The 22,853-nt window shown below is 43.5% G+C and carries 17 protein-coding genes; 7 read left to right on the top strand and 10 right to left on the bottom strand.

The annotated features are described in order from the left end of the window. Positions 1 to 16 precede the first annotated feature (16 nt). Positions 17 to 877, bottom strand: coding sequence for a hypothetical protein (locus R7035_RS15250; RefSeq protein WP_318146185.1), 861 nt, complete (start codon positions 875 to 877; stop codon positions 17 to 19). Between the two features lie 571 nt (positions 878 to 1,448). On the opposite strand from R7035_RS15250, the gene R7035_RS15245 reads away from it, so the two are divergent. Both R7035_RS15245 and R7035_RS15240 read left to right on the top strand, forming a co-directional pair. Then, on the top strand, positions 1,449 to 2,222 hold the full coding sequence (locus tag R7035_RS15245; RefSeq protein WP_017634227.1) for an oligogalacturonate-specific porin KdgM family protein: 774 nt from the start codon (positions 1,449 to 1,451) through the stop codon (positions 2,220 to 2,222). A gap of 76 nt (positions 2,223 to 2,298) precedes the next feature. After that, positions 2,299 to 3,864 (top strand): polysaccharide lyase family 7 protein, encoded by a 1,566-nt coding sequence (locus R7035_RS15240; RefSeq protein WP_318146184.1) that lies wholly within the window; start codon positions 2,299 to 2,301, stop codon positions 3,862 to 3,864. A 472-nt stretch (positions 3,865 to 4,336) separates the two neighbouring features. On the opposite strand, the gene R7035_RS15235 is transcribed toward R7035_RS15240, so the two are convergent. From R7035_RS15235 to R7035_RS15225, 3 genes are all read right to left on the bottom strand, one after another. Further along, positions 4,337 to 6,088, bottom strand: coding sequence for a polysaccharide lyase family 7 protein (locus R7035_RS15235; RefSeq protein ID WP_318146183.1), 1,752 nt, complete (start codon positions 6,086 to 6,088; stop codon positions 4,337 to 4,339). Positions 6,089 to 6,409: 321 nt separating this feature from the next. Then, a complete protein-coding gene (locus tag R7035_RS15230) occupies positions 6,410 to 8,575 on the bottom strand; it encodes a heparinase II/III family protein (RefSeq protein ID WP_318146182.1) in 2,166 nt (721 codons plus the stop codon). Positions 8,576 to 8,577: 2 nt separating this feature from the next. Then, positions 8,578 to 10,758, bottom strand: a complete 2,181-nt coding sequence (locus R7035_RS15225; protein ID WP_318146181.1) for a heparinase II/III family protein — start codon at positions 10,756 to 10,758, stop codon at positions 8,578 to 8,580. Between the two features lie 420 nt (positions 10,759 to 11,178). Between R7035_RS15225 and R7035_RS15220 the strand changes: the two genes are divergently transcribed. The 4 genes from R7035_RS15220 to R7035_RS15205 all read left to right on the top strand — a co-directional run bounded on the left by R7035_RS15220 (position 11,179) and on the right by R7035_RS15205 (position 15,391). Further along, positions 11,179 to 11,514, top strand: a complete 336-nt coding sequence (locus R7035_RS15220; protein WP_005450851.1) for a cupin domain-containing protein — start codon at positions 11,179 to 11,181, stop codon at positions 11,512 to 11,514. 34 nt (positions 11,515 to 11,548) lie between these two features. Beyond that, positions 11,549 to 12,481 (top strand): sugar kinase, encoded by a 933-nt coding sequence (locus R7035_RS15215; RefSeq protein ID WP_005437155.1) that lies wholly within the window; start codon positions 11,549 to 11,551, stop codon positions 12,479 to 12,481. Between the two features lie 78 nt (positions 12,482 to 12,559). After that, the gene (locus R7035_RS15210) at positions 12,560 to 13,183 is read left to right on the top strand and encodes a bifunctional 4-hydroxy-2-oxoglutarate aldolase/2-dehydro-3-deoxy-phosphogluconate aldolase (protein WP_005388506.1); all 624 of its coding nucleotides are present in this window, start codon (positions 12,560 to 12,562) and stop codon (positions 13,181 to 13,183) included. A 450-nt stretch (positions 13,184 to 13,633) separates the two neighbouring features. After that, positions 13,634 to 15,391, top strand: a complete 1,758-nt coding sequence (locus tag R7035_RS15205) for a sodium:solute symporter family protein (protein WP_005388503.1) — start codon at positions 13,634 to 13,636, stop codon at positions 15,389 to 15,391. A gap of 485 nt (positions 15,392 to 15,876) precedes the next feature. Here R7035_RS15205 and R7035_RS15200 read toward each other — a convergent pair whose 3' ends face one another. The 4 genes from R7035_RS15200 to R7035_RS15185 all read right to left on the bottom strand — a co-directional run bounded on the left by R7035_RS15200 (position 15,877) and on the right by R7035_RS15185 (position 19,580). Further along, positions 15,877 to 16,758 (bottom strand): NAD(P)-dependent oxidoreductase, encoded by an 882-nt coding sequence (locus R7035_RS15200; RefSeq protein WP_085568980.1) that lies wholly within the window; start codon positions 16,756 to 16,758, stop codon positions 15,877 to 15,879. A 428-nt stretch (positions 16,759 to 17,186) separates the two neighbouring features. After that, positions 17,187 to 17,945, bottom strand: a complete 759-nt coding sequence (locus tag R7035_RS15195; RefSeq protein ID WP_318146180.1) for an SDR family NAD(P)-dependent oxidoreductase — start codon at positions 17,943 to 17,945, stop codon at positions 17,187 to 17,189. A gap of 606 nt (positions 17,946 to 18,551) precedes the next feature. Next, entirely contained in the window at positions 18,552 to 19,025 is a 474-nt protein-coding gene (locus R7035_RS15190) for a copper chaperone PCu(A)C (protein WP_132936399.1), read from the bottom strand. 93 nt (positions 19,026 to 19,118) lie between these two features. Beyond that, positions 19,119 to 19,580, bottom strand: coding sequence for a hypothetical protein (locus R7035_RS15185; protein WP_005388493.1), 462 nt, complete (start codon positions 19,578 to 19,580; stop codon positions 19,119 to 19,121). Between the two features lie 439 nt (positions 19,581 to 20,019). Between R7035_RS15185 and R7035_RS15180 the strand changes: the two genes are divergently transcribed. Beyond that, a complete protein-coding gene (locus R7035_RS15180) occupies positions 20,020 to 21,069 on the top strand; it encodes a Preprotein translocase subunit SecY (protein WP_318146179.1) in 1,050 nt (349 codons plus the stop codon). A gap of 99 nt (positions 21,070 to 21,168) precedes the next feature. On the opposite strand, the gene R7035_RS15175 is transcribed toward R7035_RS15180, so the two are convergent. Both R7035_RS15175 and R7035_RS15170 read right to left on the bottom strand, forming a co-directional pair. Then, positions 21,169 to 21,465 (bottom strand): hypothetical protein, encoded by a 297-nt coding sequence (locus R7035_RS15175; RefSeq protein ID WP_132936401.1) that lies wholly within the window; start codon positions 21,463 to 21,465, stop codon positions 21,169 to 21,171. Positions 21,466 to 21,614: 149 nt separating this feature from the next. Beyond that, positions 21,615 to 22,814 carry a DUF5666 domain-containing protein gene (locus R7035_RS15170; protein WP_132936402.1) on the bottom strand — a complete coding sequence of 400 codons (1,200 nt, stop codon included), beginning with the start codon at positions 22,812 to 22,814 and terminating at the stop codon, positions 21,615 to 21,617. Between the last annotated feature and the right edge of the window lie 39 nt (positions 22,815 to 22,853).

Here is a 22,853-nt window from a genome sequence, read left to right as displayed (position 1 = left end):
ACCTATTTGTTTACCGTTAACCGAAAAAAGAGAAGAAGTTTTCTACCCAACTGACTTCTATCGCGAGGTTTTCACCTAACTCAAACGTGTCGCCTGTTTCCGTCAAGTTTCCACTTGCATCGCGGTATTTGATTTTGCCGTTTTCAAATGCCACTTCGCCATGCAAGTTGGAATTCGAGGTTTTTGCTGCATAAAATGAGATGTAAGCATTGTCACCAGAACCGTCGGCTTCCTGTTCTGTTTCTTCATGATGCTGGTAAGTTAGATCTACAGTTAGTCGGCCTGTTGAAATTTCTGAAACACTCGTTGAATCAGACAGCTTGATTCGTAACTCACCGGTGTCTTCTTCTGTTCCACCTTTATTGGTATCCAAAATTTGTACGACGTTGTTATCGCCAGCGTCATTATTTGCCGCTGCAACTGCATCTTTCACCGCATCGTTTTCTGATTCATCGTTACCGGTGAAGTTTCCGTCATTTGTTCCTGAGATGGTTAACATGCCGTTTGAAACTTCATAAGTCCCTGTTAACTCGGTAGGGTTACTTAGATCGCTCTCGTCATAAAGGTTGAATGTAAGCGTCTCTGTATCTTTATCTTCGGTATAAGTTGAAGTGTAGATTGTGTAAGTACCGAAGTTATCATCATCGTTATAATACTTTTGCGTACCGTCTTCAAAGACATAGACGTTTGGCAGGTCGTGCTCATCATCGGATTTCGCCACAGTGGCTGGTGTTGAAATATCCCACATACCTTGGCTCAACTCAGACTCAGTTTCTGTTGGTGGGGGAGCCGATGGTGCATCCCTTAAATCAGTGTTACATCCGGTTAACAAACCTGTGGAAATAGCAATTGCTGCTGCAATTTTTGTTACTTGCATGGTAGGTACTCACTTCTATGTGTTTTTATTTATGTAATATTGTTAGACAAATAATTTCTGTCATCTAGATGGTTTTATCAATAGAATGATCCGACTCACACTAGATACAATGATTGCTCACTGAAGTGATGAATAAGTCACACAAAATAGTTGAATATCAACATCAATAAGAGCTGAACCTTTATGAGGTTGACAGCTTTCTTTATAGAGGAACAGCAAAAACTAAAGGTGATTTAGCAAGGGAATTTTGATTTCATGTCAAGATTTTTGGCTTTAAGTTATTGAATTTATTGTTTTTTGTGTTTTTTTAATCTTCTTCTTTATCATATGAAACGAGTTAAAACATTTCTCTGTAAGTGATGTCTACAAAGGTCGTTTTAGAATCAGACATAGCTAACACTTTTGAATATATAATAATACAAATTGTCAGTTGAGGGGCACTTACATGATTAATATCACAGAACTCTCATGATGAATTAACTAGTATTTGTCATACATTAATTCAATAGTGTTGAATCAAATCCAGGGATTTAAGTGGTATCCCAAAAAATATATACAGAGAGATATAATCATGAAAGCAGTTACAACAATGTCCCTATTCGTTGCTTCCACATTAATGGCGGGAGCGGTTTCCGCAGCAACTTTAGACTATCGCGCAGAATATAAGCATGAGAGTGAAACTTATGCCCAACGTATCAAAATTAGTGGTAGTTCTAAAATTAACGATCAGACCAAACTGAACTTTGGTGTTGAACAAAAATTCCATAGTTACGACAACTCGCATTTTTGGGATCAACTCGTTGCTGGTGATTCTGAGTTTGATTGGGGAGTTCGCTACCAAATAAATAAACAATGGTTTATCCAACCAGGGATGCCTATTACTTTTGGTGATGATGACGAAAAAACCACTTATAAACCACAAGTTCGTGTTGGTTACAAATCCTCTTTTGGCTTAAGTACCGCTTTACGTTACCGACACGAATTTCAAGTTTATTCAGATGGTGCAGGTAACAAAACACTAACGGATGGTACTTCGGTAAGCGTTGCTGGGAAAACAGTTGAACAAGGTAAGTGGACACTGACAGGCTCTTACGATATGCGTCAGTTTGATAACGAGTACCTTGATAACGTCAAGCTGAGCTATGAGATCAACTACAACAAAAACTATGACGAAGTGCGTTTATCTGATTGGAAAGATTCTGAGTGGGATGCTGGCTTAATTGTTGGTTACCAAATGGGAGATTTCCGTCCTTACTTTGAATTGTGGAATGTCAAAGGTAAGGATGGTTCAACCACGGATGACCGCCAATTGAGAACACGCCTTGGCCTTAAATACAGCTTTTAACCCGAGTGTTATTGCCTAATTGTTGTTACAGCAAAAGAGCTGTTAATTCATTTTTATATTGTAGGTGTTAGATTACATGAAGCATATTTTCTTCAAAAGCTTGTTAGCTTCTTCTATTTTACTTGCTGTGGGCTGTAATAGTACGGCGACCATGGTAGATCCATTTCCAAACAACCAAGAAACTGGTGCTGATATTCTGACTCCCGTTACGATAACGGCGAGTAGTCATGATGGTAATGTTCCAGAGCAGTTGTTTGACCAAGATATTATGACACGTTGGTCAGCAAATGGTGATGGTGAGTGGGCGATGTTGGATTACGGCTCGGTTTATGAGTTCGACGCAATTCAAGCCTCGTTCAGCAAAGGTAACGAACGCGTCAGCAAATTTGATGTTCAGTTTAGTACTGATGGTGAAAACTGGGTGACGGTTATTGAGGGTGCGCAAAGCTCTGGTCGCGCACTTGGCTTAGAGCGCTTCCGGTTTGAGCCTGCAGTAAAAGCACGCTATGTTCGTTACGTTGGCCACGGTAATAGCAAAAACCAATGGAACTCAGTTACTGAGTTAGCGGCAGTTAATTGCGGAATTAATGCCTGTCCGGCAAGTCACATCATTACTGATGACGTCGTTAACGCTGAAGCGGCTATGATTGCGCAAATGAAAGCGGAGCAAAAGGCACAAAAGGATTTACTCAAAAAGAATCGTAAAGGCGACTTTGGAGCACCAATCGTCCGTCCTTGTGAAACGACTGTGACGTGTGATCTTTCTAAAGCGATGCCTTACCCTACGTTACCGAAAGAGCCACTCGCTACAAATGCACCGGGTGAAAACTTTGACTTAACACGTTGGAAACTGACGACACCTTTCGACCATGACAAAGATGGTCGTGCTGATGATATTGATGAGTGGGACTTGGCTAACGGCTTCCAACACTCTGATATATTCTACACAGCTGATGATGGCGGAATGGTATTCAAGAGCTATGTGAAAGGCGCTCGAACTTCTGAAAACACTAAATACGCGCGAACTGAGTTACGTACCATGCTTCGTGCTGGTGATAAGTCTTACAGCACAAAAGGTGTAAATCCTAATAACTGGGTATTCAGTTCTGCACCAGTTGAAGATCAAAAAGAAGCGGGTGGTGTAGACGGTACGCTTGAAGCGACTCTGAAGATTGACCACGCAACCACAACTGGTCAGTCGCATGAAGTTGGCCGCTTTATTATCGGCCAGATTCATGACAAAGATGATGAGCCAATTCGTCTTTATTATCGTAAGCTACCAGACCAACCAACAGGTACAGTTTACTTTGCTCACGAAAAAACCAAAACTGGAACAGAGGATTACTACAGCTTAGTGGGTGATATGACTGGTGAAATCGGTGACGATGGCATCGCGCTAGGTGAAAAATTCAGCTACATCATTGATGTGAAAGGCAACACAATGACAGTTACGGTAAAACGTGATGGTAAAGATGATGTTGTTCAAGTCGTAGATATGAGTGACAGTGGCTATGACGAAGGTGGCAGATATATGTACTTTAAAGCCGGTGTCTATAACCAGAATATGTACGGTAATCCAGATGATTACGCACAAGCTAGTTTCTATAAATTAAAACAATCTTTTGGTAAGTACCAAGGCTAGTTCTATCACTTTTAGTTGATTGAAGTCCTTTGCCCTCAGCTTTGTAGCTGAGGGCTTTTTCTTTCTATAGAAGAATAAAACAGCTCAAATGTTATTTTAATTGACATAGATAAATTAATTTAAAAATTTATCACCATAGATAGGTAATAATTATTGATTGCTTTTATCTTCTGACAATGTTTATTTTTAAGTGCTAATGTATATTAGAGTAGTTTAATTGGTTAAATTTAAAATAACTCAGCGTTAGGGTAGATAAATATCTCACGAAACTATAGACGCTGTTTTTAAGCTGCCTAAGTGGAGGTTGATTTATATATTTATCGTAGAAGGAAACACTATGCGTGAAGCGAGTTGAATTGTGGTGTTCTAAAAGAAGAGGCCACGAGAAAATAAATTTCCCGTGGCGGCAGTATGAGCTTTGTTCGTTGCTTTAGAGCAAAGTAGCAAGCCTATTGCTAAGAGATTGAAATGACTATTGATGAAGAGTGCTCAAAACACTAAAGCTCACATCAAAGATTTCTCCTCGATATGCATTATCAGGTTTAAACTGAGGGTAAATTCCGGCTTTGAAGTAAAACGCAATATCAGGCGACGCCCATCTTTCAGTAAGAGTATAGGACTTGTTGTTAGCGGTGTCTGAGTATGCTTCTCCCCACTTCAGTGTGTGCGAGACCATATTACTGCCATATGCATCGTAGGTGGCTAAAAACAGTCCTTCCTTATCGGCACGGATCGTATATTGCCAGTCTTCGTTTACCGCGTAGGTACCAAGCTTAACGCTGAATGCGTTACAATCAGTACAGTCTTTGTTGTTATCAAGTTTGTAGTTATCGTTCAGAATAACTCGGACTGGCTTATTCTCACCTTCCCAAAGTAGCTTTACGAGTGCTTGGCTGATTTTCCAACCATGTATCTGGCCTACCACGACTTTTGGTAATTGACCGTCGATTTTAGGGTATTCGTTGATTCTTAGTGTTGCGTTTAGCGTATGCGAAGTTGCACCGGTACGACTATCTTCAATATACCAACTTGTCTCTTCATCGCTGGTGCTGCAATCCGGGGAGTTAGTACTGATGTAGAGCTCTCGCAATTCTGAACGGATGTAACTGGAGTTGGCCGTTGACGTGCCGTAACCCATATCGGCGCGGAAATGCATGCTACCGTCAATAACATTGAAGTATGATAAATCAATCTCGCGTTGGTAAACGCTCTCTTCGTTAGACAGAAGATCTTTACTTGAATTACAACGCTCAGGCTCTAATTCAGCCGCGCTGTCACCGCCAAAACCATACCAATCATTTTTGCTTGCAGGAATGGTTAATTTCCAATCGTCAATATTCCAAGCTATTGAATCAGTATGGTCAGTTTTGGTTAGTCCTAACTGCTTAAATTGTACCTTTGCTTCACCGTTTTCAAACTGGTTATAAACTCCGGCTTTAAAGTAGCTCAGGAGGTGCTGCCAGTAGGATACATCTACATTTACCTTTTGCTCATCGTTCACTTTAATGGTTAATGTGTTTTCTCCGATTTTTACTTCGAATCGCGTGAATGCGTTGAGATCGGCTTTTCCTAAATCATAACGATCGTATGATGTTGCATAACAATCTGATGCGCTAGAAGGTAGACTGCAATCTATGGCATTGTTCTTTACTACCGCCCAGTAATGACCAGTGATACTGTTTCGTTCTTGTTCCCAAACGATTCGTAACAAAGGGTGTGGGATAGCACCTGTACCAGAAGTATCTGTGCCTTTGTTATGAATTTGCAGGAAAGTGACTTCATCATGGTTTGCAGGGGAGCTAGCCATTGCAAGGTTAATCTCTGGTAATCGAACATCTGCATACAAAGTTCTAAAGACGCCTTGTTCTGAAATGTTGAAGTTTTCTCGCTCACGAACTTCTGAGCGCATTTTGTAGTTCGACATTTTAAAGACAAGGTAATTGGAATCCTTTTCTGCGTAAAAGTGGTCACTCTTATAATCCGAGAATGCTCCATTTTTGACGTCACTGGTTTTATTTCCCTCCTTCCCATCGGGATCTGATACTTGTAAATCTGAATTTCTCAATATGTTTTGAAATTTTGCTATTGAGTATGGTGCTACATGCTCTTGGTGTGGAATATTTGGTTTATCATCTTGTCTTGTAGGGGAGGTATTTCCTCCACATCCTATTAATCCAAGCCCAGAGAAGCTTATTAGAAGCAATTTAGTTGATTTTATAAACACAGTAGTAAGCCTCTTACACTATTTAATATTTGTAATACAATATCATTTTGGTGTTGTTGGGGAGTAGTTTAGTCATAAGTTAAATAGTAAAAGTGTTAATTAAATCTCAGAAGAGTTCTATATCTATAAGTGGTGTCTTTGATAAGGCGTAAGGTTAAGTTATGTCTGTTTTTCTAAGAGTTATTAACGGTTTTACTATGATTAAACGCTAATTGATAAGCTCATGTAGAGTCATGTAAACAATCAAAAAAAGCCGAACATGACGTCCGGCTTTGAATTAGTTCCCGATTTTTACATTAATTTTTAGTGACTAACTAAAGATTAAATTTGTGCGAATGCGCCTTCCCAAGTGTAAGTCACACCGTCGAACTCAACGCGATGTGCCGCGTTCTGTTTGTCTTCGTCTAGATTGCAGATAGCGAAGTGGTAAGCGTTGCCTGTGGTAGTTTGCAGACGAATCACGGTACCCACTTCGTTGTTGCCAACGACGGTTACTGACTCTACTAGACCACGAGCGCCAACCGATGCTTCGATAGACTCGTTGAAGTAACCGTGTGTCTCTAGCACAGAAGCAAACACATGGTTCTGACCAGATTGACGTAAGATCAGTGCTGGTTCGCTCTTCAAGTTGAAGTCTGGATCATTTGCGCCAGTGCGAGTGAAGAACACTTTGCCGCCGTTTGTTGCGCTTGTGATTAGCGAGTAGTAGCTGTTGTCGTGCAACCAGCTTACAAGCGAGCTGCCTTGAACTTGGCCTGAACCCACATTCCATAGATGCTGGTAACCGTTGTCTTCGCCCATTGGACGCAGCGTGCTTTCTACATCGTATTCAAAATCCGTACGGATGATTTGACCAGAGTAGTGTACCGGCAGGTCGTATTGGTGCTCTTGATCTGCTTCGATGCGGTAAACATCAATCACAAGTGGTTTTTCGAATTCTGGCAATTCAGCAAGAATGATGCTGCGCTGCATGTCTACACCGTTGTAGTAACCAGAAATACGACCGCTCATGCCTTGCAGTTTTTCATCGTCCGCTTTGAAGAAGTGTTTAGAACCGAACTTGGTTTCTGCTAGCGCTGTGTCGAAGTTGTTTTGCGTCTTTTGATCAACCGTTACTGTGTTGTGCGCGACTGTCTGCTTACAGTAAGACTTGTTCTCTGGGATGTAACGACCGCCAAATTTAGGCTCAACGTTTACCCAGCGACCAAAGCCGTAATCGTGCAGCACTTCATGACCGCGGTTAAACACGCTCAGGTGCAGACCATCGTAGTGACCGTGGTCTAGCGCTGAGTGGTACTGGTGATCGCTGCCGTGTTGACCAAACCAGATAAGCGCCATTGTGTCGTCGTCTTGCTCGTCACGGTGACGAAGAATGCTTACGCCGCCTTTTTCGCCTTCTGGGCCGTCAGTCACGAATAGGCTACCCCAGTTGAATGGCTTGATGTTGTCTGCGGCTGCAACTGCGTCAGACAATGTTTTACCTGAGATATGAACCCAAACGTCTTGCTGGTGGTCTGCCATGCCAAGTAGCGTTTCAGACTGCTCGTAACGGTGGAAACATACTGACGTAGCCATGATTACGCCTTCATCGTTGATCGAAATCGTCTTCGATGAATCGTTCAGTGCAGGCAAAGTACCATCTGGGAATGCGGTCTTAAATACTGCGTAAGACGTGGTCTTGATTACCGAGTCGTTGAACTCGTAAATACCAAGCTCAGGCTGGCGACGTTCAATCGCTTCTGCAAATAGGTAGATTGGACGCAGCGAGAAACGGTGGTAGTAAGGACCTTCCATGTAGTAGCCGTCTGGCGAGAACAGTTGGTCTAACTGAGCTAGGAAGCCGCCGCTAACTTTATCCAGTTTCAAGCCGTAAAGCGCTTTGTCTACTGCATCTTGATCGTTAATTGCGTAACCACAGATACCTACTGCTGCTACTGCCCACAGACCGTGGTTGTGTACGATGTCGAAGTCGTGACCGTAAGTGACTACAAACAGCTCAATCATTTGTTTGAACAGGTCGTTTTCAATCAGTGTTTTTTGCTCTTCTTCCAACCTGTGGTAAATGCAGCTGTACGCACAAGACGCGTATAGCATCCACATGTTCTCGTTCAGAGTTTGGTGGAAGATCTTACCCGGAGGATTAGAGTCACGGCTGGTGTTGCTTTCTAGCGTCGGGTAAACCTTCGCGTAAGCCGTTAGCATGTCCACGATGTAATCGCGGTATTTCTGTGCGCCAGTGATAAGGAATAGGCGACCCGCTAGATCAATGTGGATGTAGTTTTGCTTGTGGCGGTTGTGCTCGTAACCGCCGCCTTCGCCGTGACCTGGAACTTCAATGCCGACCTCGGCCATGTAAGCGTCAGTTTGTTTGATGTCACGTGCTAGTGCATTTCCTAATAGGCTATCCGTGCCAAGTGCTTTGCTTAGTTCTGCCGCTTCTTCAAAGTTCATTAATAGCGGTTGGTAAGACTGGGTTTGGTAGCTCATTATTATTTCTCCTGCCCGAATGCGTTCACTTCTAGAGAGTAGAAGCCATTCCAGCTGTAGGTTTTACCGTTCATTTCTACTTGGTGTGGGGTTTGGTCGTCAGCGCCTAGCACATTGCTGATCATCACAGTAACTAGTGATTTTTCAGTCGTGATTTCTACGATGCTGCCAACGGCGTTGTAACCCACGACGCGGATATCTTTCACCTGACCACGTGCATTCACAGACTGCTCAAACTCTTCGTTGAAGTAGCCGTGTGTTTCTAGCACAGAAGCAAATAGCGTCGATTCGCTCTTGCTGCGTAGAATGAATGCCGGTTCGCTACGTAGGTTAAAGCTTGGGTCATTGGCGCCAGTGCGAGTGAAGATCACTTCATTGTCTCGCGTGTTCTCATCGACAATAGCTTTCGCGCAGCTGCTTGTGCCTAACCAAGTGTAGTAGGTGTTGTTTTGTAGCCAGCTAACCAGCGCCGTATCTTGCACTTTGCCGCTTGCTACTTTCCAAAGGTGTTGGTAACCGAAGTCATCGCCAAGCGTGCTCAGTTCACCAAAGCTTTGGTAATCAAAGTTAGTGCGTACGATTTGACCATCGTATTGATGAGAGTAGTCGTACTGATGCTCGCCTTCACCTTCGATGCGGTAAAGATCTAGCAGTAGTGGTGCTTCAAGCTCGTCTAGGCTAAGCATGAACACACTGCGCTGCATGTCTGTATTCGGGTAATGGTCGTTCGCAAACGCACTCATACCGTTGATTTCAGTGCCTTCTACTTTGAAGAAGTGAGGCAAACCGTGTACTGAATCAGCGCGGTCTACATCGAAACCATTCTGACATTGCTCATCAATCGTTACCGCGTTGTGCGCGATAGTTTGACGTGCGTACGATTTGTTTTCGTCTAGGTAACGACCGCCGAATTTAGGCTCTACGTTTACCCAGCGACAGAAGCCGTATTCACGGAGCACTTCTTGACCACGGTTAAAGAAAGTAATGCCAAGCGTATCGAAGTTACCATGTCCCATGCCGTGTTGACCGTAGTTCATCACAAGCTGTGACACATCACCGGTTTTATCCTGCATACGGATAAAGCCTTGTGCTCCGTTGTTACCAGTTGGGCCTTCGTTAAGTTCCACGCTTGGCCAGAAAGGCATACCAATTTCACGGTCTGCGATGGCTTTATCGTAGGCTTGAGAAAGCTCAAGACCACAAGGGTGCATCCAAACGGCGTTTTGAATCTTCGCCATACCTAGGATGTTGTCATCCATACCGTAGTGCTTGCTGTAAACGCTCACTGCAACTTGAACACCCATGTCGGTAATGCTCATGGTACGAGATGCATCGTTTAGGGCAGGGAACTCACCATTCGGGTAAGCCGTTGCCAGCATCGCTTGTACTGTGTTGCCAATCACTTTGTCTTTGTAGTTGTAGATGTCTACTTCAGGCATGTGACGGTGTACTACTTCTGCAAATACACAAGTTGGACGAATCGCATAACGATGGTAGTACGGACCTTCCATGTAGTAACCAGAAGGGGCAAACAATTGCGAGATTTGTGCTAGGAAGCCACCGGTATCATCACGGTCTTGACCGTATACCGACATCTCTAGATATTCAGGTTTGCCAATGGCTAGGCCACAAATACCAACAGCAGCAACTGCCCAGATACCGTGGTTGTGAATACGGTCGAAATCGTGCGCGTATTTCACTGTGAACATGTCTAGCATTGGTTCGAAAATGCGCTCAACAACGGCTGTGCGCTCTTCTTCTGTCATCACTGATGCCACGCAAGAGTAAGCAAGGCTAGTAAACATTAACCAACAGTGTTCATTAAGGATCTGGTGGAAAAGACGACCTGTTGGGTTAGTGTTTTTCTGTACGTGGAAATCAAAAGTGAGGTACTTCTCTGCGTAAATAGCGAGAAGATCTTTAACGAACTGCGCGTACTTTTCTTCTTGAGTGATCAAGAACAAACGACCCGCTAAGTTCATGTAGGTATAGTTTTGTTTGTGGCGGTTGTGCTCGTAGCCACCCGCTTCGCCGTGACCTGGTACGTCTAGAGGCAGACGCATGAAGGCTTCAAGTTCCTTGCGATTCGCTTCAATGGATTTGCCCATTAAGCTCGGCTTTCCGACTTCCTTTCTTAGTAGTTCGACTTCTGCTTCAGTCAACAAAATCGGTTGTGTAGTCATTTCTTTACCACCCTCAGATGAAGTGTGTTGTTTTCTTAAACTTTCTATAAAGTAATACAATATTAAGTTTGGGTGTAGTTTTTGTGGCAAAAAGGGAGAGTGAAATCACGCGAATTTAGCTAACCCATTGATTTGTATTGTTGTGATAATCCTTGTTGTGACTGATGTTTCGGCGTTATCAATCGTTAAGTGGAATGCTTTAACGAGCACCGTTTGATGAATATCACATATTTTTAGATATATTGTATGACAATTAAAGAGGATCGGATATGCTCGTTACCAATTCGACAGCAGACCCTTTCGCTTCGCGTTTCACTTTTATCAATACGACGCTTTTTTAAGAGGACCTTTTAATAAAGCATGGTTAAGAATGAAGTGCCGTAGGGTTCGCTTTAATAGAGACTTTTTAGGAGTATGACGATGAATTCTTTCTTTGTATTAGATGAGAACCCGTGGGAAGAGCTAGGCGGCGGTATCAAACGTAAAATTGTTGCTTACACAGATGACCTAATGGCGGTTCACCTATGTTTCGACAAAGGCGCGATTGGCGCTCCGCATACTCACGAAATTCACGATCAAATCGGTTACGTGGTACGTGGCAGCTTTGAAGCAGAAATCGAAGGCGAGAAGAAAGTACTTAAAGAAGGCGATGCATACTTTGCTCGTAAGCACATGATGCACGGTGCGGTTGCACTAGAGCAAGACAGCATTCTTCTAGACATCTTCAACCCAGCTCGTGAAGACTTCTTAAAATAATCTATAGCGCAACCTCAGTTGCTAAGGTGACAACATGAAATCATTAAACATCGCGGTCATTGGCGAATGTATGGTTGAGCTACAGAAAAAGGAAGGTCAGCTAAAGCAGTCATTCGGTGGTGATACGTTGAATACCGCACTGTATTTATCTCGTTTGACCAAAGCTCACGATATTAAAACCAGCTATGTAACGGCTCTGGGTAACGATCCTTTTAGCCAAGAAATGCTATCAGCATGGCAAGAAGAGGGCATCGATACTAGTCTGGTTCTTTCCGTTAAAGAAAAGCAACCAGGTATCTACTACATCGAAACCGATGAAACTGGCGAGCGTTACTTCCACTACTGGCGTAACGAAGCGGCCGCTAAGTTCCTATTCGAACAAAACGAGTCTCCGCTATTAGTTGACAAACTTTACTCGTACGATGCGGTTTACTTGAGCGGTATTACATTAGCGATCCTTACTGAAGAAGGTAAGACACAACTGTTTGGCTTCCTTGAGCGCTTCAAGGCACAAGGTGGTAAGGTTATTTTCGATAACAACTACCGTCCTAAATTGTGGGAAAGCCGCGAGAATGCCATGTCTTGGTACCTTAAGATCCTTAAGCACACAGATATCGCACTGCTCACATTTGAAGATGAGCAAATGCTTTACGGTGACGAGCATCTAGAACAGTGCATCGAGAGAACCTCTGCACTGGGCGTGGATGAAATCATCATCAAACGTGGTAGCAAAGATTGCTTGGTTGTGGCGAATGGCGAAGCGCAATACGTGGCGCCAAACAAAGTCGACAACGTGATTGATACAACAGCGGCTGGTGATTCTTTCAGTGCGGGCTTCTTGGCGAAGCGCTTGACTGGCGGCAATGCAGCGGAATCGGCTTACTCTGGCCACTGTATGGCTGGCGCGGTAATTCAACATAAAGGTGCCATCATTCCACGTGAAGTGATGCCAGATCTTCCTTTGTAATTCTTTTGCGGAGCGTTGAGTAATCGGCGCTCCGCAGTGATTTATTGAACTCAAGTTAACGACGACGAGTACACTCTTATGACGACATTAAACGAACAATTAGCAAACCTAAAAGTAATTCCTGTTATTGCCATCAACAAAGCAGAAGATGCGATCCCTCTAGGCCGCACGTTGGTTGAAAACGGTATGCCTTGCGCAGAAATCACGTTCCGCACAGAGTGTGCTGCAGAAGCGATTCGTGCTATGCGCGCTGAGTTCCCAGAAATGCTGATCGGTGCAGGTACGATCCTAACTAACGAGCAAGTTGACCAAGCGATCGAAGCTGGTGTGGACTTTATCGTAAGCCCTGGCTTTAACCCTCGCACGGTTCAATACTGCCTAGACAAAGGCGTGGCTATCGTACCTGGCGTAAACAACCCAAGCCTAGTTGAGCAAGCGATGGAAATGGGTCTGCGTACACTTAAGTTCTTCCCTGCTGAGCCATCTGGCGGCGTTGGTATGCTTAAAGCACTAACGGCGGTTTACCCAGTGAAATTCATGCCAACAGGTGGCGTGAGCCTAGGTAACGTAGACGAGTACCTGTCTATCCCTTCAGTACTGGCATGTGGCGGCACTTGGATGGTGCCAACAAAACTTATCGATGAAGGTAAGTGGGATGAACTAGGTACACTGGTTCGCGACGCAGTAGCTCACGTAGCATAAGTGTCGTAACACCCCGATAAAACTAGCGAAAGAATGAAAAGCGAGCATCAGTGCTCGCTTTTTTGTGTTTGAAAGTTTGAAAGAGGCGAGAGTTAAGAATCGCATTCATATAAATCCTACTTTCTATCCAATTTTTTCGAAACATCTCATTACGTTTCCTTCAAAGAAATGCCGCGCATTTTTGATCTTCAGACAAAGCGCGAAGAAGAAAAATATTCCATACTCTAATAAATTTCAATTAGACAATTTGTATTACAATATGTTGAGGTGTTCTGAGTGGCAATTATCTCCTAGAAAGCCATTGGTCTAAGAAAGTAAGGGATTTGACGTGTTTTTTTCGTTGAATAACTTATGCTTTAGATCACAATTAAAGCTTATTGTAGTACAAATGGGGTTATGAGAAGAGTAGTCTAGACGTTAGAAAATGATCAAACTTGAAAGGCTGAAAAAATGACTATTGATACTCTTGTTGTTCTTGCCTACTTCTTCTTCTTAGTTGCAATTGGTTGGATGTTCCGTAAGTTCACTACCTCAACCAGTGACTACTTCCGAGGGGGCGGTAAGATGTTATGGTGGATGGTAGGTGCTACCGCCTTCATGACGCAATTTTCAGCATGGACGTTTACAGGTGCCGCAGGACGCGCGTTCAATGACGGTTTCGTTGTTGTAATCCTATTCTTAGCCAACGCATTTGGCTACTTCATGAACTATCTCTACTTTGCTCCAAAGTTCCGTCAGTTACGTGTAGTGACGGCGATTGAAGCAATTCGTCAACGTTTTGGTAAGACTTCAGAGCAGTTCTTCACTTGGGCTGGTATGCCAGACAGCTTGATCTCAGCCGGTATTTGGTTGAATGGTCTTGCGATTTTCGTGGCAGCGGTCTTCAACATTCCTATGGAAGCGACCATCATCGTTACGGGTTTAGTGCTAATGCTAATGGCGGTAACGGGTGGCTCTTGGGCAGTTGTTGCATCTGACTTTATGCAGATGCTGGTTATCATGGCAGTGACGATCACTTGTGCGGTGGCGGCATACTTCCATGGTGGCGGTATTGGCAACATCGTGTCGAACTTCCACGGCGACTTCATGCTGGGTAACAACCTGAACTACTTCAGTATCTTTATCCTTTGGGTTGTCTTCATCTTTGTTAAACAGTTCGGTGTCATGAACAACAGCATCAACGCTTACCGCTACTTATGTGCAAAAGACAGTGAAAACGCACGTAAAGCTGCAGGTCTTGCATGTGTGCTGATGATTGTTGGTCCTATCATCTGGTTCCTACCACCTTGGTACGTTGCGGCATTTATGCCTGATTTCGCAGAGCAATACGGCTCAGTAGGTGGTGATGCAGCATACCTAGCATTCGTACAAAACGTAATGCCAGCAGGTATGGTGGGTCTTCTTATGTCAGCAATGTTTGCGGCGACCATGTCTTCAATGGACTCTGGTCTTAACCGTAACGCGGGCATCTTTGTGATGAACTTCTACAGCCCGATTGTGCGTCCACAAGCGTCGCAAAAAGAACTGGTTATCGTGAGTAAAGCAACGACTATCGTGATGGGCTTCATCATCATTGGTATCGGTCTATTCATTAACTCACTACGTCACTTGAGCCTGTTCGATATCGTACTGAACGTCGGTGCATTAATTGGCTTCCCAATGCTGATTCCTGTACTACTTGGTATGTGGATTCGTAAGACGCCGGATTGGGCTGGTTGGGCAACACTGGTTGTTGGTGGCTTTGTTTCTTACATCTTCGGTATCTCACTACAAGCAGAAGATGTAGAGCGCCTATTCGGTCTAGAGCAAGCGTTTACAGGACGTGAGTGGGCAGACCTAAAAGTTGGCTTGAGCTTAGCGGCACACGTTATCTTCACCGGTGGTTTCTTCTTGCTGACAACGCGCTTCTACAAAGGTCTATCACCTGAACGTGAGAAAGAAGTGGACCAATTGTTCGAGAACTGGAATACGCCACTTGTAGCTGACAGCGAAGAGCAGCAGAACCTAGATACAAAACAGCGCGGCATGCTTGGTAAGCTTATCAGCGTAGCGGGCTTCGGTATCCTAGCTATGGCTCTAATTCCAAATGAACCATCTGGTCGACTACTGTTTATCTTGTGTGGTGCGATTGTTCTCTCGGTGGGTGTTCTATTGGTGAACGCAGCCCGAGGGCCTAAAAGCCCAAAGTTAGCTAACGCGAAAAGCTAACCAAAGTTAAAGACTCTCAATGAAAAATCCCGCGGTGTTAAAGCCGTGGGATTTTTTGATCAAGCTGACTGAGAAAGCGTGGCGCATCGTTTGTTGTTATTCGTTGTATTGGGGAACTCCCAATAAGGTGCGACTATATTCACATTAGAGTCGTCAGCCTAAAGCGAAAAAGCAATCTAACTTTCTTTGCACGCCGTGTTTACACTTTACACCCCAAACCTGATGCTTTGTCTATTTAAATAAATATGTGTGCCTTCTTAGCAAAGAAAAAGCATTAAATCAGACGTAGCTTTAATGAGGCGTACGCCAGAAATAGGAGAGAGGTTTTGAAGTGTGAGTGGAAAATATATAAGAGAATTGGAAGAGGCTGCCCTGCAAAACTTTAAAGGAGTGGCTAGGGTATCAAGGAGTGATGAGCGTCTGGGGAAAAACAAAAAAAGCCCAGCTACATTGGTAGCTGGGCTTTTAGTTACAACTGAGTGTGACTAAGCTTCTAGCTCTGCAAAGTAGTCGAAGATGACTGGAACGTCATTTTGACCAAGGCCTTTATCAACTGCTGCTTGTAGACTCTTAGAAGTGCCCTCTGCAATCAGGGAAGTTGTACCAAGCTCTTCGCATAGAGCAAGGAAGTAACCGAGGTCTTTGTTTGCGTTTGCGACAGAGAAGCCTAGTTTTTCTTCGCCATCTACGGCGTAAAACTTACAGAATTGCATAAATGGTGAGTTTGATGGTCCTGCAGACATGATGTCGAATAATTGTTGACCATCAACACCAGCACGTTTAGCAACAGCAAATGCCTGAGACATTGTTGCTACGGTTGTCATACCCATAAAGTTATTCACAAGCTTAGTTACGTGACCAGAGCCTAGTGTGCCAAGGTGGAATACGTTTTCACCTTGATCGTCCAGCACTGGCTTAACCTTATTGAATGTTTCGACGTCGCCTGCGGCCATGATGTTCAGTAAACCATCTTTTGCGTGGGCAGGTGTACGACCTAGAGGCGCATCAATCATACCAGCCCCTTTCTTAGCAAGGTCAGCGCCAATCTTCTTCGTTGAAGCTGGAATAGATGTACCGAAGTCGATGAGTGTTTTACCTTCTGACATGCCAGCTAGAACACCAATGTCTCCGTAAACAACTTTTTCGACAACTTCAGATGTTGTTAGGCACAGCATCACGATATCACTTTTCTCTGCTAGCTCTTTACCTGAAGAAGCTTCAGAAGCGTTTCCACGAGCTAGTACTGCGTCAACAGCATCTTTATTGAGGTCCATTACAGCAACTTCGTAACCACGTTTCTGTAGGTTTTCAACCATGTTTCCGCCCATCAAGCCTAGGCCGATGAAACCAATGATAGGTTTAGTCATTTTAACTCCAAAAATACTATTGTATGATTATATTGCTTGTTGGTAATCATAATGACTATTGTGGCTTTTGCAATTGAAAATTATGAGCATAGCGGGCTTGGGATGAATTTTTTCTAAAAGTGAGATGTAAGTAAGGTTTGTGGGGGGTATTCATCAGTGTATATAAGAAAAGCGGATTCATCGCGCTTCCATTTTATCGTGAACAAAGCCTTTAGGAGGTTTAAATAACGTAAAAATAAGATTTATTGTAATACAAGTGATTTTGTTTCAGCTAGAGGAATACTGTCCATACCAAAAAATGGGTGAAACGTTACAGATGGGGTGAAAGGCGAGGTGGTATAAGGATAAGCCGCAGTACAAACATACTGCGGCCGTTATCAAATCAGTACTAAAGCGCACTTACTGATAGGTAAAAAGACTTATTGGTACTAAATGCCTAAAGCTTGACCACCACCAATTTGCAGTGTTTCTGCGGTAATGAATGATGCATCTTTACTTACCAGAAAAGAGATAGCAGAGGCGACTTCCTCTGGCTTGCCTAGGCGTCCAAGCATAATACTGTCTGCCCAAGAAGCAAATACTTCAGGCTTGGTTGCTTTGATTTGAGCATGGAATGGTGTATCGATAGTGCCAGGAGATACTGCATTGACACGAATTCCAGCCGGAGCTAACTCTTTAGCTAAAGCGCGAGTTAATGTATGAACGGCGGCTTTTGATGTACCGTAAATACCTGCACCTGGACCACCTGCATTCCAAGCAGCGTTTGAAGTGAAGTTGATAATTGATGCATTATCAGACTTTCTTAGAAATGGAATCGCTGCGCGTGATACGAAGAATGCACTATCGAGGTTTAAAGCCATGACTTTACGGAAAAAATCAGTTTCCATACCTTCAATAGGACTACGACCACCAAGACCACCTGCGTTATTAACGACAACATCGATTTTGCCGTATTTTTCACCAATAGCATTGATGTTTTCATCGACGGCATGTTCATCTGTAACGTCAAAACCGTAGTATTCAGCCTCAATTCCTGCGTTATGTAGTTTGGAGACACACTCCGAACCTTTTTCATCTTCAATGCCGTTTAGAATGACCGTGTATCCATCCTGACCAAGACGCTTTGCTACTTGGAAGCCGATACCGCCAGTAGTAGCACCAGAAATAAATGCAATTTTAGTAGACATAATGGTGTTCTCTCATGTTTGTAGAGTTGGAAAGGATTTTTATTTAACATAGAGTATTATTGTAATACAAATAGTTTTAATAAACAGAGAAACACCAACAATGAGAAGTCGATCACGTACTTTCTTTAGATGCTGACTCATCCAGTGGCATATATCGACTTTTACGGTCGTGCATGATTTGTATCTAGTCAGGATAATCGGGATATATAAACAATTGAGCTTATAGCTGCGGGCTTAGCTCGTTGGGCCGAGGTTTGTTGCAAGTAGAAAGAAAGCCGATTAACCGAGGGTCTTTGTTGCCAAACTTATGATTTCACTTAGGCTTGCCAAGTGATGGTTGGATAACTTTGTCGAGAGGTTGAGTTTTAAGCGGGTAGGGAACCTTTTTAGGATCTTAAGTCTTTCAAGGTCATTCTGAATAGCGAGGAACGAGCGTGATTTAGAATCTCTTGCCCGAGCACGCTGTTATGATATATGACGCCGTTTCGCCAAGCGTTATTTATCACCATTATTCTGAAGAGTCGAGTTAGGACCTATTGGATAATGATTTTGACTAAGCTGAGATAAAAATGCCCGCTAAATCAGCGGGCACTTTTGTTTGCGTCATTAATGATGCATGTGTTTTTCCATGTGGCCTTGTTTCTCAACCGCCATTTCCACTTCAACCTTACCTGCGTTTTTGAAGGTTAATGTCATAGGGAAGCGGTCACCCTCTTTAAGAGTTTGTGTTGGGTTAAAAATCATTAAATGGAAGCTGCCTGGTTTAAACAACACAGACTCATTGGCTGGAACGCGCACTTCGTCAATCTTAATCATTTTCATCACACCATCTTCTTTCTTATGCGTGTGAATTTCGACATGCCCTCCGATAGGGCTTTCTGCTGCGATCAATGTATCTTCACTGTCACCGTGGTTGGTTAGTTGAAAAAAACCACCGATAACAGGTGCGTTTGGTGGCGCTTCTCGGCTCCATGGATGGTCGATATGAATTTTTCCTGCTTCATAATCGTGCGCTAAACTCAGTGGGCTAGCGATGACAGCAATAAGCGCGATAGCGGCGGTTTTAAATGATTTAAGCATGTGTTTTTCCTTTTGAATGAATAGCTTCTCTGAATGGACAACGAACAGAGTCATCGTTATTTTTGAATAAAGTTGTCAATGATTAGATGCCTGTTAGGCAGGAAAAACACTCGGCGGAGAGTGCTTAGGCGCGATGTGTTTGTAAACGAGCTTATCGCATTTTGAAAAGTGATAAGTCGTCAGTGCATACTTTACTCGGCGCAGCCAATGGATGGTTGTCAGGTAAAGCCCAATCGCAACCAAAAGAAAGAATTGAACAGCTTGAAGAAGCGGGCATTCAAACTGAAAGCCGTCGTGTAAGTTAAGATCTTGGATGAGCTTAGAAGAAGATTGAGCGTTAGCCTCAATCAACGTATTGATATCCACCCATTTGAAACCATCTGCGGTACACAGTAAAACCTTTTCACTTTGGACTTTGTTGAGCCAAGTTGTGCTGTGAACTTGTGTAGGGTTAAGAGCGGCTGTGGACGCTAAATACAACTGAAACAACACCGCGATAATAACCGCAATAGCGTGCAAGCGATGGTGTTTGTGCTGTATTAGAGTGTTTTCCATACAATTGAGTGCTTATCTTCTTCGGCGCGGGATACTAACAAATTAACCAAACAATGTAATTATCAGTTTACTAAAAGGTGATGCAAGTGTGCGTTATTTGTTTTATTGTCTATTTTTAACGCTTTAATGTCTTGACTCGGCTGACATTCACAACCTCCAATTCAACTTGTCAGTCTTGCCTAGTCGCTTTTGAAGATACCGAATTAATCTCTCTTATATGTCACTGAAGCTTCGGTTAGTGGGTGTCGTGGTGGTGTTTTTACGTGCTAGATTTGGCTGATATCGATTCAAAATGCCCACCGAATCTTCACTTGTTTTCCATTAACGGAATTATGACAGTAATTTAATAAAGGATACGGTATTCTGCGCTCCTTTGTACATGCCAGAAACGTCCGTCCTACTTAGTAGGAGGGGCGATTAATCTTAAGAAATTTCTCAAATGAAATACGAACAACAGATTGGATATCGATACCCTAAAGGTCGATTTGCCATGGTGAGTGTATACGCATTCACTGGTGCTGCGATTTTAGCATCGACTATTTTTTCTCTATTGCTATTTTTGTCTATCGACGAAAATCCGATGATGCAAACCTTATTTGGTGGTTTAGCGATCATTTTTGAAGCGGGTAAATTTTACGCTTGGTATGAATACGGTGAGCGCCGAGCCCATCGCAACTACACAGGAGCAGCAACCGCTCTCGTGTTTTATTTAGTCTTAGCTGCGATTTCCATTGGCGGTAGTATTGGTGGCATTAATAGTGCAACCAATAGTGCACAAAGTCATATTTCGGTAGAGCAGGCGAAAGTGGAAGCGTTTAATCGTCAGATTGCGGCAATCGATAAGCAGATTGAGCTCAACAATATGGCAGCGCAGAAATACATCGAGATGGAGCGTATCGCGACTGGTGTAACTCGCATTCAGGATCAAAACAAAACCTTACGTGAAGAGCAGCAACGCTTGGCTATGGAGCGTGATAGTTTACCGCCAGTCACGCAAGGATCAGTGATTGGTTTAATTGATAGTCTAGCTAACGCATTTGGTACCACCTCTCAGCAAGCTCAGCTTGGCTTGGTTATATTTCTTTCGATTCTGTTGGACTTCTTTGCTGCATTTTTTGTTGGCTTGATTGGTGAAGAGCAACGGTTCCGATATTTCTTTCGCAGAAATGAGGGCATGATATTGAAAACAGTTCGCGATATAGACCCAGCGCCTGCGGGTTATCTTCCTCATATAAAAGAGGAAGAAGAGCAAGAAATACCAGTAGCGCCGGAGCCAGAAGAACCAAAGGAACCGAAAACCTTGTTAGAGCAAGTTAGCGATGCACTTAAAACGCATCAAATTACGTGCACCAAAAAAGCCGTTGCTAAACAGTTTAGGCTGTCTGCGGAAGAGGTAGACGAGGTATTTGAAGAATTGGCAGAGCTCGGTTTAGTGGGGAAAAAAGCCAACCACCATTATCATTGGATAGGTGAAGCAGAGACCGCATAATTGGTTATCTATTAGAGTTCGGAAAGAGCGTCAATCGGCGCTCTTTTTTTTGGGGGGGGGGGGAATTTTCGCTATTAAAGTTAACTACAAGAAAGCGTATCAATCTTTATTGAGCTTTTTGGTTACGTCTTTCACCGTTTTCTTCTCTTTTTCCGGTGTCATTGCATCAACAGCTTTACCCGCCATCCCTTCATCTGGCAATTTGTCTTTTCCTGCATCAACTGCGGTATCTTTCAGTGCCTCTTTAGGCGTACAGCGACCCCCAACACCAACCACGGCTTTTGTCGCAGCGGCTTTAGCTGCCTTTTCTGCATCGCAGTCAGGATCAATAACGCTAGCTAAGCTCGTGGCTGAACCAAAAAACAAGACTAACAAAATGAGGTTGCGTTTTTTCATAGTCGTCACCAATTTTGTGGAACATAGGTAAAGTGTAACGGAGAGAAAAGGCTTTGGCTGAGAATTTGTTGGTTTGAGCTTGGGAAGCAAAGTAAGGTGAAAAGAAAAAGTGCCACCGAAGTGACACTTTTTCTTAAGCGTAGAAGGGATTAGTTGTCGTAAACGTCTAACTCCACTTCACGGGCAATATTTTGGTCGTTAATGATCACACCTTCGACTTCGACACGAGCACCATTTAGGTTAAGTTCTTCAATGCCTTGGAAGCGTGTTTGTGCATCAATCACAACGGTGGTGTTACTTAGTACTTGATCAGCATCATTCTCACAATGCTCGATTTCAAATGTTCTTGCTTCAGCATCGTAGTTTGATACGTATCCTTCACATTCAAATTCTTTACCTTGCCATTGGTTGTTATCGTCAAAGTCTGGTTGCTCAAACTCAATAACGGTAGCGATGCGTTTGCCATTTTTCACGACAGACGTTACTTCCACTTCTTGGCCTTGTTTTAGGTTCGCTTTGCTGCCATCTTCAAATCGTGTTGCGTTATCGATGAAGAATGCACCTCGGTAGTTTAGTGAGAACTCACTGTAGTCATTTGCAACCCATGTTACGATGCCTTCCACATCGCTGTCATTGCTTATGACGTCGTAGCCTTCAACTTCTACCTCATTTGCCATGAAGATGCCGTTTTGCATTTCACCTTCTACTTCCACCCATTGGCCGATGCTAAGTTGGCTAATGTTGTCGTAAGATACGGTTATATTTGTACCAAGCTCAAACGTGCCAGCATTTTCATCGGTATTAGTAATGCGACCTTCCAGTTCGTAGTAGCTTCCAAGGGCTGGGTAATCGTTATCTACGTCGATTTCGACCACAGACAACACTCGATAACCCGCATCCGCAGTCGGCAAGGATGACACCATCACCCAGTCGTTGATCTCTATATCATCACTTAAACCGTCAAACTGCAGATCTACGCCGTTTACCGTAAATGTTTTCTTCACATAATCAATTGCTGTAACACGTCCAGTAATGGTTGGTTCAAGTGTGACTCGGACGCCATTGTCCGAAGCTTGCCGAATATCTGACCCCACGCGAACCACCATTTTTGGTTTTACATCGGCCAATTGCACTTGTGTGTCGTCATAAACCACCTCAGACACACGATACGTATGTCCATTGACGGTTAACGTGCTTTCTTCAGCGTTGACCGCTTCAACAGAGCCAATCGCTACACTTGGTTTCACTGTTGGTTGAGTTGGTGTGCTATCGCTATTGCTGCCACCACCTGAACCACCACAACCAGACAATGCCAAACCTACTACAGAAATAAGAGCGAGTTTTTTCATTGTATTAACCTCAATTTACGAGCGAGTTTAGGAAATTGC

The sequence above is a fragment of the Vibrio sp. 1731 genome (assembly GCF_033339955.1).
GTDB classification, from domain to species: Bacteria; Pseudomonadota; Gammaproteobacteria; order Enterobacterales; family Vibrionaceae; genus Vibrio; species Vibrio alginolyticus.
The sequence above is the reverse complement of the archived record's forward strand: the minus strand, read 5'-3'. Positions and strand labels throughout refer to the sequence as shown.